Below are 14,023 nucleotides of genomic sequence, written 5' to 3'. Positions count from 1 at the left end.
CAGGGGGCGCTTGGATAAAATGCGCGTCATTCCGTGCTCTGGTCCTGGTACCGCTCATTCCGAACTGAAGGGGCGCTGGCATTCGCCATTCTTCTGCCGGCCATCAGGAAATGCTATGCTTTGCCCATGAAAGCCGATGCCGCCTCGTTGCTCGAACAGGCTCGTCACGCCTACGACCGGCGGGCGTGGGCAGATGCATTCGAGCTGCTGCGGGCAACGGACGAAATCACGTCGCTCGGTCCGGAAGACCTGGAACGGCTGCTCTGGTCGGCCGGTATGCTGGACCGCGATCAAGAAATCTTCGCCACCGGCGAGCGTCTCTTCAACATCCATCTCGACGCTGGCCGTGACGACCAGGCAGCGTATTGGGCATTCTTCGGTGGCTTCCGGCTTCTGGCACTGCGCGAGGAAGGGCGGGCAACAGTCTGGTTACAGCGGGCGCAGCGCCTGGCGGACGGCTTTGGCCGCGAATGCGCCGCACAAGGCTATCTGGTGTTGTTGGCGGCGCAGAAGGAACTCTTGACCGGTAACGATCCGGAATCGGAGGCGCTGGCAAGGCAGGCGCTGGCGATCGGCGAACGCTGTTGCGATATCGACCTGATCGCCTTCGCCAGATGCTATCTCGGCCGCGCATTGGTACGGCAAGGCAGGATCGAGGAAGGCATCGCCCTACTCGACGAGGCCATGCTGCCAGCCGCCGATGGCAAGCTTTCGCCGATCATCACCGGCTTGATCTATTGCAACCTCATCGCCGCGTGCCGGCAAGTCTATGCGCTCGACCGCTCGCGCGAGTGGACCGAGGCGCTGTCGAACTGGTGCGGGTCGCAGCCACAGCTGGTCCAGTTCAACGGCATTTGTCTGCTGCACCGCGCTGAAATCATGGAATTGAACGGCGCTTGGCAGGAATCAATTGCCGAGGCTCGACGCGCGACCCAGTCACTGGCCCACGTGATCGGCAACGAGACGACGGCCGGCGCGGCCTATCAGGAGGCCGAAATCCATCGGCTGCGCGGTGAATTCGCCGCCGCCGAGGAGCTTTACCGTGCCGCCAGCCGGCTCGGGCTCGAACCCCAGCCCGGCATGGCCTTGCTGCGTCTCATGCAAGGCCGGGCCGAACAGGCGGCGGCAACCATTCGCCGCGTGCTTGGCACGACCAACACTCCGCTGAGCCGCGCCCGCCTGCTACCGGCGCTGATCGAGATCATGATCGCTGTGGGTGCAGTCGAGGAGGCGCGCGACGCCTGCGAGGAATTGCAGGCGATCGCCGATCGTTTCGCGACCGACATTCTTGCTGCAATGGCATCCCGGGCGAGAGGTGAAATCGAGCTGAGTGAAGACAATCCGGCGGCAGCGCTCGGCCACTTCCGTGCCGCGCTGACGATCTGGCAGCACGCCGGCGCTCCCTATCTGGAGGCGCGGTTGCGCGTGCTGGCCGGGCAGGCCTGCCGAAAGCTTGGCGACGAGGACAGCGCCGAGCTTGAATTCGATGCCGCCCGGGCGATTTTCACGGAACTTGGCGCAGCGCCCGACCGCGACCGTGTCACCGCGCTGATCGCGCCGACAAATTCACGTCCGCACGGCCTGACCCGGCGCGAGATCGAAGTCCTAGGCCTTGTCGCCACCGGCAAGACCAACAGGCTGATAGCGACTGAGTTGGGTCTCAGCGAAAAGACCGTGGACCGGCATGTCAGCAACATATTCGACAAGCTGGCGGTCAACTCGCGCGCTGCGGCGACAGCCTACGCTTTCCAGAACGGCCTGCTCTAAGGCGACGCTGCGGCATGGGTAAAAATCCCCATGCCATTTCTTTGTCTGATGGGGTGTCTCCCCGAAGCGTCGGTGCGCCGATTCGCTATTTTGCTCCCCGGTTGACGAAAACCATGGAGACGATCATGAATCCGACTTCGACACTTGGCCCGACTTCAATGCACGCAATGAAGCCACGTGGCAGCCGCGATATCGGCATCGCCGAGACCAAGGCACGTGCCGGCTCACTGCTGGAGCAAGGGGCGGCGTTCACGCAACTTGAGGCTGGCGCGCTGCAGGCAGCGGGCAGCCAGGCGCCATCAGGTGACGAAACGCGGTCAGCGCTCCGGGAAGAACATGTCGATGTCGTCGTCATCGGCGCCGGCCAGAATGGCCTGTCCGTCGGCTATCATCTCGCCCGCAAGGGCCTGAAGTTCGTCATCCTGGAGGCACGCGAACGCGTCGGCGACATCTGGCGTTCACGCTGGGATTCGCTGCGCCTGTTCACGCCCGCGCGCTTTGACGGGCTGATCGGCATGCCCTTTCCCGGTGACCGCTATTCGTTCCCGAGCAAGGACGACATGGCCGATTATCTTGAGGCCTATGCGAAAAAATTCGCCCTGCCGGTGCGCACCGGCGTCAAGGTCGACGAGGTGACCCGTTCCGGCGACCGCTACATCGTCACGTCCGGCCGGACCCGCTACGTCGCGAGCCATGTCGTGGCCGCGGCCTCGAGCTACCAGAAACCGAAGATCCCAGATTTTGCCGCGCTGCTCGATCCGTCGATCCGGCAATTGCCTTCGAGCGCCTACAAGAATCCTTCTCAGCTTAACCCGGGCGGTGTGCTGCTGGTCGGAGCCGGCAATTCCGGTGCGGAAATCGCCATGGATCTCGCGCCTACGCACCAGGTCTGGCTGGCTGGCCGGCATCCGGGCAACATCCCCGTCGCCTACAATGGCTATTTCGCCATGCGTCTGGTCCTCCCGGTCGTCTTCCGTATTGTTTTCCACCGGCTGCTCACCGTCGATACGCCAATGGGCCGAAAGGCCAAGCCTGAGCAACTCTCCCATGGCCTGCCGCTGATCCGGGTCAAGCCGCAGGACCTGGACGCTGCCGGCGTCCGCCGGGTGTCCCGCGTCGCCGGCGTCCAGGACGGCAAACCGATGCTCGACGACGGCCAGGTTCTCGATGTCGCCAACATCATCTGGTGCACGGGTTTCCGGGCGGGGCTGGATTGGATCAAGCTGCCGATATTCGACGAAACCGGCCGGGTGAAACAGTATCGCGGCGCTGTGGAAGGCGAACCCGGCCTCTATGTCTGCGGCCTGCATTTCCAGCACTCGACGTCCTCGACGATGATCCATGGTGCGGCACGCGATGCCGGCTATGTGGCCGACAAGATCGGCGAACGGATGCGGACAGCAGCCCGGTAAGGCCCGGCAGAGCGCATTTGAGCGGATTGTCGAGCGCCGGGGCGAAAATGTTCGCACGGCGATCGGCAATCTGGCTTCTATACCGGAACAAAACGTAGACACTTCTGGTCTTTCGCCACCGAATCACTACATTCGGGGCAATGTCCGGCTTTTCCGAAGACATACCTTTTTTCGATGAACCCAATGCGCGGCCCTCGGCCCCATCGGGCATTGCCGCGCGCGCCATGGCTGCCCGCAGCGGTCACAACAACGCGCCGGACTATCTGAAGGGGCTGAACCCCGAGCAGCGGCTGGCGGTGGAAACCACCGAAGGTCCGGTTCTTGTGCTGGCCGGCGCCGGCACCGGCAAGACCCGTGTCTTGACCACCCGCATCGCCCACATCCTCGCCACCGGCAAGGCCTTCCCGTCGCAGATCCTCGCGGTGACCTTCACCAACAAGGCCGCGCGCGAAATGAAGACCCGCATCGGTCATCTGGTCGGCGAAGCGGTCGAGGGCATGCCATGGCTCGGCACCTTCCACTCGATCGGCGTCAAGCTGCTGCGCCGCCACGCCGAACTGGCGGGCCTGAGATCCGACTTCACCATCCTCGACACCGACGACGTCGTGCGGCTGATCAAGCAGTTGATCCAGGCCGAGGGGCTCGACGACAAGCGCTGGCCGGCCAAGCAGTTCGCCCAGATGATCGACGGCTGGAAGAACAAGGGGCAAGGGCCGGCCGATATCGCCGAGGGCGACGCACGCGCCTTCGCCAACGGCAAGGGCCGCGAACTCTACAAGGCCTATCAGGCCCGGCTTCAGACGCTGAATGCCTGCGACTTCGGCGATCTGCTCTGCCACCCGATCCGCATTTTCCGCGCCAATCCCGACGTGCTGAAAGAGTACCACAAGCGCTTCAAATACATCCTCGTCGACGAGTATCAGGACACCAACACCGCCCAGTACATGTGGCTGCGCCTGCTGGCCCAGCGGCCCGATGCCGGACGCCCCACAACATCGACGGATCTGCGATCGGCCGAAGGCCGCAAGCCCGACCGGGCGTCGGCCGGCCAGGCCGCCCCCGCGGAGGCCAGCGAGCGAAGCTCGCGTGCGGCCGTGAGCGACAACAAGGTCAATATCTGCTGCGTCGGCGACGACGATCAATCGATCTATGGCTGGCGCGGCGCGGAGATCGACAACATCCTGCGCTTCGACAAGGATTTTCCAGGCGCCACCATCATCCGCCTGGAGCGCAATTACCGCTCGACCGCGCACATACTGGGCGCCGCCTCCCATCTCATCGCCCACAATGAGGGCCGCTTCGGCAAGACACTGTTCACCGACCGCGACGAGCCGGAGGATGGCAAGGTGCATGTCCACGCCGCCTGGGATTCCGAGGAGGAAGCCCGCGCCGTCGGCGAGACCATCGAGGCCTACCAGCGGCAGAAGCACAATCTCAACGACATGGCCATCCTGGTGCGCGCGTCCTTCCAGATGCGCGAGTTCGAGGACCGCTTCGTCACGCTCGGCCTCAACTACCGCGTCATTGGCGGTCCGCGCTTTTATGAGCGCCTCGAAATCCGCGACGCGCTGGCCTTCTTCCGCGTCGTCGCGCAAGGCGCCGACGACCTTGCCTTCGAGCGTATCGTCAATGTGCCCAAGCGCGGGCTGGGCGAGGCCACCATCCGCCAGATCCACGACACGGCCCGCGCGCTTCGCGTGCCGATGCTGGAAGCCGCCGCCAAGCTGGCCGAAAGCGACGAATTGAAGCCGAAGCCGCGCGCCGCACTGCGCGAGGTATCGGCCAATTTCGAGCGCTGGCAGAAGGCGCTGGAGACCACGCCGCACACCGAGCTCGCCGAGACCATCCTCGAAGAGAGCGGCTACACCGACATGTGGAAGAACGACCGCTCGGTCGAAGCCCCCGGCCGGCTGGAGAACCTCAAGGAGCTCATCCGCTCCATGGAGGAATACGAATCGCTGCGCTCCTTCCTCGAGCATGTCGCGCTGGTGATGGACGCCGAGCAGAACGCCGAGCTCGATGCCGTCAACATCATGACGCTGCATTCGGCCAAGGGCCTCGAGTTCGAGACGGTCTTCCTGCCCGGCTGGGAGGAAGGCCTGTTCCCGCATCAGCGCGCGCTCGATGAAGGTGGACGTTCCGGGCTGGAGGAAGAGCGCCGGCTTGCCTATGTCGGCCTGACCCGCGCCAAGAAGAACCTGCATCTGTGGTTCGTCTCCAACCGCCGTATCCACGGCCTCTGGCAATCGACCATACCGTCGCGCTTCCTCGACGAACTGCCGGAAGCCCATGTCGAGGTCGCCGAAAGCGGCAATTCCTATGGCGGCTACGGCAATTCCTATGGCGGCGGCTCATTCGCCCCGGGCCGTGGCGGCCAGGGTGCAGGCAGACAGAACCCCTACGGCGCCTCGCGCTTCGACAGCGTCGGCGGCAACAATGGCGGCGCGGAAAAATCCGGCGCCTTCTCCAACACCTACGCGACGCCGGGCTGGCAGCGCGCGCAGGCCAACCGCACCGAAGCGACCGACCGCAACTGGGGCTCGCGCTCCGGCCACCAGGTCGAGCGCATTGGCTATGGCGAGACCGATTCCGGCTATGGCGCCGGCCGCACCTCGGTCAAGGGCCGCACCATCGACGGCGAACTGGTCGCCAAATCCGTCGCCGACAAGCCGTCCCCCTTCAATGTCGGCGACCGCGTCTTCCACCAGAAATTCGGCAACGGCAACATTTCCGCCATCGAAGGCAACAAGCTGACCATCGACTTCGACAAGGCCGGCCAGAAACGCGTGCTGGACGGGTTCGTGGCGGCGGTGTGAAAGGGGCGGTGCCCCATGTTGCCTCCCCGCCCCCGGATATCGAAACCCAGCGGGCAACGGATCTGGATTGTCGCGGCCTATCGCTCGGCGACTTGGGAAAGTCCCGTGGGCTGGAGATCGGCTGCGCCTTTTCCGGACATTCCGATCCGCTGTATCGCCGGCTGCTTGCGCATCACTGCCGGCTGATCGTGCCCGAATGGCAGTTGAAGCCGCGATTTCTGCGCCCACGCCGTGCCGCGCCGTACAATTTCGGTCCCGCGGATGCGATCGCTGGTTTCGCGGCTTCCAACGACATGGCATTCCACGGCCATACGCTGTTCTGGCACGAAGAGCCGATCCGCTGGGCGCAAAGTGAAAACTTCGAGCGGGTGAAGCGCAGCTATGGCGGCTTCATCGGCGATGTCATGCAACACTACCCCCAGGCGGTCTCGTGGGATGTCTTCAACGAGATCGTCGGGGAGCAGGCACCGTTGCGCGACGAATTTTTCGTCCAGACCTTCGGGCTGAGGTTCATCGATCACTGCCTGCGACTCGCCGGGGATTGTGCCCCTGCCGCGCGCCTTGCCCTCAACGATTACAATCTGGAATGCGCCACCGACTGGTCTCAGGCCAAGCGGGACAACATGTTGCGGCTGGTCGAGCAGATCAAGGTCATGGGCAGCCCGCTGCATGCGATCGGCATCCAGGGCCATCTGTCGTCGATGCACAAGGCGTCGGCTGAATCCACAGTGCGCTTCATCGACCGGTTGGCGGATCTCGGTCTCGACGTCTTCATTTCGGAACTCGACGTCAACGACTCCACCATGCCCGCCGACATTGCGGTCCGCGACAGTGAAGTCGCGGCCTACTACGAAGAGTTCCTGGCAGCGGTATTGAGCCGACCCGCCGTCAAGCGCCTGGTGTTCTGGGGTATCTCGGATTTCGACAATTGGGTGGTTCGGCGCCAGACCCGGGAAAGGCGCCGATCCGGCAAGGCGCGACCAGCGCTGTTCGACGAACGGCTTCAGCCGAAGCCGGCTTTTGACGCGGTGGTGCGCGCATTGCTGAACGCACCGCCACGCTGAGAGCCGTCGCCGGACTAGGCTTTGACCACCCGATCGCAGACAATGCCGTTGCGCTGCATGGCGTTGCGCGTGTCGATGATCAGCCGCGAATGGTTGGCCAGCAAGCCGTAATCGATCCCATCATGATCGGTGACGATGACCACGGCGTCATAGGCGCCGATGGAATCACGGCTGAGCCGGATGCAGTTCTTGCCGGCAAGTGTCGGGTGCTTGCGGGTCTTTGGGATGCGCGCAACGTGAGGGTCGTGATAGGCGATGTCGGCGGCGCGCGTTTCCAGCAATTCGATCAGCTTCAGCGCCGGGCTTTCACGAACGTCGGAGACGTTCTTCTTGTAGGCGACGCCGACGATGAGGATGGATGCCTGGCTGAGCGGCAGGCCGAGATGCGTGTCGAGTGCTTCCGTCAGCTTCGACATCACGTAGTGTGGCATGGAGACGTTGATCTCGCCGGCGAGCTCGATGAATTTCGTCGACACTTCGAATTCACGCGACTTCCATGTCAAATAGAACGGGTCGATCGGTATGCAGTGGCCGCCGAGCCCGGGCCCGGGGTAGAAAGGCATGTAGCCGAACGGCTTGGTCTTTGCCGCCTCGATCACTTCCCAGATGTCGATGCCCATGGCGCCGTAGATCACCTTGAGCTCATTGACCAGGGCGATATTGACCGCCCGGAAAATGTTCTCGGTGAGCTTCACCACTTCGGCGACCTTGATGCTTGAAACAGGAACGACCTTGTCGACGATCGCGCCATAGAACTGCGCGACCAGCGCGGCCGCGACCGGACCATCGCCGGCGACAACCTTGGGAATGGTCGTGGTTTCGAATCCGGCGCTGCCCGGATCTTCGCGTTCGGGAGAATAGCCGAGAAAGAAATCCCTCCCCGATCGATAGCCCCCCGCTTCGAGGATCGGCTTCATCACCTCATCCGTGGTTCCGGGATAGGTGGTGGATTCAAGAACGATCAGCTGGTCCTTTCTCAAATGCGCCGCGATGGCGCGCGTCGTGTTCTCGACAAAGGACAAGTCGGGCTCGCGCTGCTTGGTCAGCGGCGTCGGCACGCATATCGATATGACATCGCATTCAGCGAAAACCGCAAAGTCGGAAGTCGGCCTGAACGACCCGTCCGACATGACGGACTGTAGCGTCTCGTCCGTGACCGCGCCGATATAGGAGCGGCCGGTCCTCAGCTTTTCGACCTTGCTGTTGTCGACGTCGAAGCCGATCACCTTGAAGCCGGCGCGCGCCGTCGCCGCCGCCAACGGCAGGCCGACATAGCCGAGACCCACGACGCCGATCGTGGCTGTACGCATTTCCAATTTTGAAAGGAGCACCGCTCCTCGCGATTGCCCGACCAGTACGGTCATGTCACGCCTCCTGCTCACAGCGACGTGTTTCGACGCTGTATCCTGAATTTTGCGAGCCGCGATGCCGGGGAAGCTGGACAAGCTGCCTGGCGTCGCGGTTCGCGCCCACAGGGCAAAGCGCAACCTTTGTGCCAGTTTGAATTCTGGAACGGATTCCCGCCTTGGGAACGGCGCAGGAGGTGGGAAAACGAGCTTTTCGGCTGCTACGGACGCATCGGCTTGTCAAGCTTCATCGGTGTTCCATTTTCGGACACCTTTGTTGCAAGATAGCTCATGTAATGCCGGCTATTAAAAAAAACATAATGATTACAGAGACGTAATTAACCAAAGCCGTTGACCATATCGTTAACGATTAGTTGCATTGCCTGTGGAAATGTTCTTTCCATGCGAAAAGCGCACAACGACTAGGTGCGATTTCCCCCGCACTCAATGCTGGATTGCTCATATGAATAAAACCAAAGAGCTCAGGTGCCTGATCGCTGGCGGAGCCGGGTTTGTGGGAACCAACCTTGCCCGCCGCCTTCTCGAACAGGGCGCCTCCGTCGACTGTGCCGACAACTTTTCGACTGGTCGAAAATCCAATGTCGCGGATCTCGCGCGGTATCCCAAATTCCGTTTCCTGAAGCTCGACATTGCCGATACCGCTTCATGCAATCGCCTGCTGCGTCGCCGCTACAGCCACGTCTACAACCTGGCCTGTCCGACGGGCGTTCCCAACATTGCGCTGCTCGGCGAAGAAATGCTGATGGCCTCGTCCCTCGGTGCGCTGAACCTGCTGAAGGTCGCTCGCCGGTCGAGGGCCAGATATCTCTTTGCCAGCACGGCGGAGGCCTATGGCGACCCCGAGATTTTCCCGCAGCCGGAAAGCTATGTCGGAAAGGTCGATCCGGTCGGCCCGCGCAGTCCCTATGAGGAGGGAAAACGCTTCGGCGAAGCCCTGACCCGCTTCTGGGGGCGCAAGCACAATGTCGACGTTCGCATCGTGCGCATCTTCAACACCTACGGTCCCGCGATGTCGCCGGACGACCAGCGTGTCGTCCCGCAGATGCTATCGCGGCTGATCGCCGGCAGGCCGGTGCCGATCTATGGCGATGGCAGCCAGACCCGCACCTTCCTGCATGTCGACGATCTCGTGCGCGGCCTGCTGACGGTGATGGAGAAGGGCGAGAGCGCCGAGGTCTACAACATCGGCGGCGCCACGCAGATCACCATCCGCGAGTTGTTCGAGCTGGTGAAAACAGCAACCGGTCTTCTCGGCAAGGCCGTCTTCGAAAAACACTTCATTGCCGATCATCGTGGCCGCTGGCCCGACACCACCAAGATACAGGCGCTGGGCTGGCGCCAGCAGGTGGCACTCGCGGACGGCATTCGCCAAAGCCACCGGGATCTGCTGGCGTCCATCGAGGCCCGTCGGGTCACGAAAACCGCCCCCCAGGTCAAACGTCCCGCCTTGGTCGAACGTCGCTCCTCCGGTCCCGATCAGCAGTGGCAGACCTTGCCATGACCGACGTCGCCGCGGCCAACGTCCTTATGATGGTGCTGAGCGCGTCGCTCGGCATCAACATCGCGTTCTGGTGCACGGTCGGCCTCGTCAGGTTCGTCGTCGAGATCGGCTCTGGGAGACGTTTCGAAAATCCGACCGCCATCGGCATCGCCGATGTCGCCGTCGTCATCCCGGCCCACAACGAGGAAATCGCACTGCCGAAATGCATTGCGGCGCTGACGGCGATCATTCCCGCAAGACAGATCTTCGTCGCCAGCGACGGCTCTCGTGACGCCACCGTCGCCATCGCGCGCGCCGCCGGCTGCAGGGCGCTCGACATCCAGCCGAATGGTGGCAAGGCCAAGGCGATCGACAAGGCGATCAACCACTATCGCCTGTGCGATCGTTACCAGGCCGTGCTGATCCAGGACGCGGATTCGGAAATCGACCGGCACTATTTCGAACATGCCTTGCCGTTGTTCGATGATCCGAACGTGGCGGCAGTGGCGGGCCACGTGCTGTCGCGCTGGCGCGAACAGCGCTGGCCGAGCATGGATATGCTCTATGCGGCATACAGGACACGCCTCTACCGGATCCTGCAGACGGCGTTCCAGTACGGGCAGTCCTGGAAATGGACGAATGTCAGCTACATCGCGCCCGGCTTCGCCAGCATCTACCGCGCGAGCGCCCTTCGCCAGATCGACATCACGGCGCCCGGCCTTGTCATCGAGGATTTCAACATGACCTTCGAGGTCCAGCGCAAAGGGCTGGGCCGCGTTGCCTATTCGCCCAGGGCGCGGTGCTCTTCGGAAGATCCGTTCACCCTCAACGATTACCGCAAGCAGGTTCAGCGCTGGTATCTCGGTTTCTGGCAGACAGTGCGGCGCCACGGGGTCTGGCCGAGCCGCTTCTGGCTATCACTGGGCGGTCTGCTTGCCGAACTGCTCGTCATCTCGCTGTTTGCGCTGGCGCTCCCCTTGGCCGCCATCCTCTATTTGGCGACCGGCTTCGAAACACCGGCCCTCTCGCTAAGCGAACTCGCCGTGCACCCCGTATCGCCGCTTGGCCTCCTGGCACTGTTTCTCGCCGTCGATTACGCGCTCACCTTTGTTGTGGCGGTCATCGAATGCCGGCCGAGCATGCTCCTCTACGGTATCGCGTTCCCGGTCATTCGACTTCTCGACGCAGCGCTCTTCCTGCGCGCGCTGTTCAAGTCATTCTCCGTGCAATCCGATGGCCGTTGGGTCAGTCCGGAACGGTACACGGCGGCCATTCCCGCAGGGAGGTAGAGATGAACATAACCCGTCGCACCGCTGTTCTTGGTGGCCTGGCGATGCCGCTGCTGGCATTGGCGGGCAACGGCATTTCGCGAACCGAGGCCGCAGAGAAATTGCCCAACCCGCTGATCGTGACGATCAGCGGGCTCGATGCCACGGCAAAGCCTGCCCGGCTCGCAGCGCTCACCGATGCGTTCCTGACCCGCAAGGTGCCGATCCTTGTCACGGTCGCGCCCATCGATCCCGCGGGCAATTTGCTCGATTACAATTCCGAGGTGGCCAAATGGCTGCGCCAGATGGCCTTGCTCAATACGGACGGTATCGAATTCGGCGCGCACACAAACACCATCACGTCGGACGATCCGTACTTCCAGGCACGGCAGGCCAGCGACATCCAGGCCGCGTTTTCCTATCTGGTCAACGAATACCAGAGATATCAGTCGAAGGCCGTGATCACGGCTTTGACGATGACAACCAATTCGCCGCTGCGCTCGCACCAGGACGCGTCGTCGCTGCGCGCGGCCGGAATCCGTTCGCTCATCAGGCTGCGTGGCGGGCTCGAGGACAAGGTCAGGCTGCAGCCCGACGATGGCGGCTACTGGAGCACCACCACCGACCTGGTCAACGTCTTCGCCTCCGCCCTGACCTCGACCAGACCGGCGGTCGCCGGTGCGGGACCAATGGATGTGCAGACCCTCGGCGCGAACATCGCCGGCCTGGCTGCCGGCGGTAACCCGATCGTTATCGATGTCCCGTTCGCGGCGCTGGCAGCCCTCGGCGACGGCGATCTCGCGGATTACGCGGCCAATGTCGCACAAGCAGTTCTTTCCGCCATATCGACGGGCAAGGTACGGGGCATTCTGCCGAAGAAACTCTACGTCCAGAGCAAGCAGACCAGCCGCCTCATCGTCGTCCGGGTCGATGATCTCAGGCTGGACACCGACACCGACCCGAGCCACATGGCTTTTGTCTACGGGCTGATCGAGGACGGTTACCCCGTTACCGATGCGATAATCCCTTCGCCGCGGTCGGGCCTTTTGTCCAAGGATGAAAAGAGCAAGGCCTTTTTGCGCGCCATGCTGCCGGAAAAGCACTACGACATCGCCGCGCATGGCTGGAACCACACGCCGCAGGAACTGCTCGGCAATTCGTCGCAAAAGAATTTCGACCTGATCAGGGACGGCATAAGCGAGGTCTATCGCTCGACGGGCAAGTTCCCGACCTCCTACATCCCGCCAAACGACGCCTTCGACGACAACACGCTGAATGCGCTGGCTGCCACCGGGACGCCGGTTTTCAGCGCCGAAAAAGGCGATCTGCGCCGGTTCAGCGGCCTCGACAAACGCGGCATCCTGCATGTCTCGAACACGATGAAATTCGAGAAGGCCTGGACCCCCGACCTTCCCTATTTCACCAAGCAGCAAGTGCTCGACTATTTTGGCACCGAGAACGATGCGGTGTTCTGCATCCATCCCGGCACCGCCAATACGCCTGAAAAGCAGGCATTGATCCTGGACATGCTGGCCGAGCTTTCCAGCCAGCGCGGCACGAAACTCGTGAACTTCGACGAATATTACCGCGCCGTCAGTCCGGCGATGCCCAAGGTCGATCTCATTCGAAGCGCGCGCGCCGATGTATCCGTGCGCGACTGGAAGAGGCCGGATCCGTATCCGCTGGACGACGGCGTGCTGAAGGCGGACGCGGCCCTGGCCTGGAGCTATTTCGACTGGGGCGCGAAGAACTACAACGGCATGGTCCCGGCCACCTCATGGGTCGAGTTCGGCAAGCAGACGGGTTATCCGTTCACGACGATGTGGGACGTGGGATCGCACATCCTCGCCGCCTTGTCGGCAGAACGCCTGGGCATCATCGGCCAAGCGGAATTCGAGACGACCATCAGCCGCATCATTGCGTTCCTGGGGGAGACGAACTTCCGTTATGCGGGCGGAAAACTGCCCCACACCGAGCGGGCGCTGAAACCGCAGGACGGCCAGCGCGACGGCTTCGATAGCGCCGACACCGGACGCTTGCTGATTGCCCTCAAGATTCTCGACAACTACACAGCCGGCGCATTCCCTGTTTTCGATCTCGTGTCCGGCTGGTCCTTCAAGCCCGTGCTCAAGGGCGGCGAAATGCATGTCGTGAATGACAAAGGCCGGATCTCGTCGGTCCATGCGAACAGCTATGCCGGCTATGCCGGTCGCGGCTACAGCCTCTGGGGCGAAGAGATCAAGCCTGTCTTCGGCACGACGGATCCCGGCCACAGCATGGACGACGCGGTTCTCGCGCTGACGGAAATCCAGCGCCGGGGCCGCATCGCCACCGAACCGCATGTCACCGAGGAGATCGAGCTCGGCGGTTCGCCGCATGGCCGCCTGATGGCCGATATCCTCTATGCGGCTCAGCTCAAGCGCTACCGCGAAACCGGAATAGCCACCTGCGTCACCGAATCCGCCATGGCCGGCGCGCCCTACTTCACCTACCAGGGCTATCAGTTGACCAACGATGGAGGGACCTTCACCGTCGATACGCAGAAAACCTCGTCGCCCGACAAGGCAGCCAAACTTGCTGATTCATTGCGCCTGGTCAGCGCCAAGGGTGCATATCTCTGGCATGCGGCGCGTCCCGGCGACTATTCGAGTACCCTCGTCGAGCTGATCAGGAACAAGGCGAAAATGCCCAGCATGGGATTCTCCTCCGGCATTTCGGAAAAGACGGGCAAAGCCGTCCCCGTGACCGACATCAACACCAACGGCATCATCCTCGAGGCCGTCGCCTATATCCTTGGCGGTAGAAAGCCGCTCCTGCTTTCCGAAGGGGCAGCCTAGCGGCCGGTGCCT

8 protein-coding genes are annotated in these 14,023 nt (G+C 62.7%); 7 read left to right on the top strand and 1 reads right to left on the bottom strand.

Translation table 11 applies throughout. The features are described from left to right. Positions 1-126 precede the first annotated feature (126 nt). From AC56QQ_RS14750 to AC56QQ_RS14735, 4 genes are all read left to right on the top strand, one after another. Positions 127-1,767, top strand: a complete 1,641-nt coding sequence (locus tag AC56QQ_RS14750; RefSeq protein ID WP_497129009.1) for a helix-turn-helix transcriptional regulator — start codon at positions 127-129, stop codon at positions 1,765-1,767. Positions 1,768-1,892: 125 nt separating this feature from the next. Beyond that, positions 1,893-3,179, top strand: coding sequence for a flavin-containing monooxygenase (locus AC56QQ_RS14745; protein ID WP_497128179.1), 1,287 nt, complete (start codon positions 1,893-1,895; stop codon positions 3,177-3,179). 140 nt (positions 3,180-3,319) lie between these two features. Then, positions 3,320-5,995, top strand: coding sequence for an ATP-dependent helicase (locus AC56QQ_RS14740; protein WP_497128176.1), 2,676 nt, complete (start codon positions 3,320-3,322; stop codon positions 5,993-5,995). Between the two features lie 92 nt (positions 5,996-6,087). Beyond that, positions 6,088-7,059 carry an endo-1,4-beta-xylanase gene (locus AC56QQ_RS14735; RefSeq protein WP_497128173.1) on the top strand — a complete coding sequence of 324 codons (972 nt, stop codon included), beginning with the start codon at positions 6,088-6,090 and terminating at the stop codon, positions 7,057-7,059. A 14-nt stretch (positions 7,060-7,073) separates the two neighbouring features. Here AC56QQ_RS14735 and AC56QQ_RS14730 read toward each other — a convergent pair whose 3' ends face one another. Beyond that, positions 7,074-8,423 (bottom strand): nucleotide sugar dehydrogenase, encoded by a 1,350-nt coding sequence (locus AC56QQ_RS14730; protein ID WP_497128171.1) that lies wholly within the window; start codon positions 8,421-8,423, stop codon positions 7,074-7,076. Positions 8,424-8,868: 445 nt separating this feature from the next. Here AC56QQ_RS14730 and AC56QQ_RS14725 point away from each other — a divergent pair, with 445 nt between their 5' ends. Genes AC56QQ_RS14725 through AC56QQ_RS14715 form a run of 3 tightly spaced genes read left to right on the top strand, consistent with a single transcriptional unit; the run spans position 8,869 to position 14,011 of the window. Next, a complete protein-coding gene (locus AC56QQ_RS14725; protein ID WP_497128169.1) occupies positions 8,869-9,927 on the top strand; it encodes an NAD-dependent epimerase/dehydratase family protein in 1,059 nt (352 codons plus the stop codon). Further along, positions 9,924-11,195 carry a glycosyltransferase family 2 protein gene (locus AC56QQ_RS14720; RefSeq protein ID WP_497128167.1) on the top strand — a complete coding sequence of 424 codons (1,272 nt, stop codon included), beginning with the start codon at positions 9,924-9,926 and terminating at the stop codon, positions 11,193-11,195. The genes AC56QQ_RS14725 and AC56QQ_RS14720 overlap by 4 nt, the downstream gene beginning before the upstream one ends. Positions 11,196-11,197: 2 nt before the next feature. Further along, entirely contained in the window at positions 11,198-14,011 is a 2,814-nt protein-coding gene (locus tag AC56QQ_RS14715) for a DUF3131 domain-containing protein (protein ID WP_497128165.1), read from the top strand. The last annotated feature ends 12 nt before the right edge of the window (positions 14,012-14,023 follow it).

It is taken from the genome of Mesorhizobium sp. RCAM 05099 (assembly GCF_059683685.1).
The sequence above is the reverse complement of the archived record's forward strand: the minus strand, read 5'-3'. Positions and strand labels throughout refer to the sequence as shown.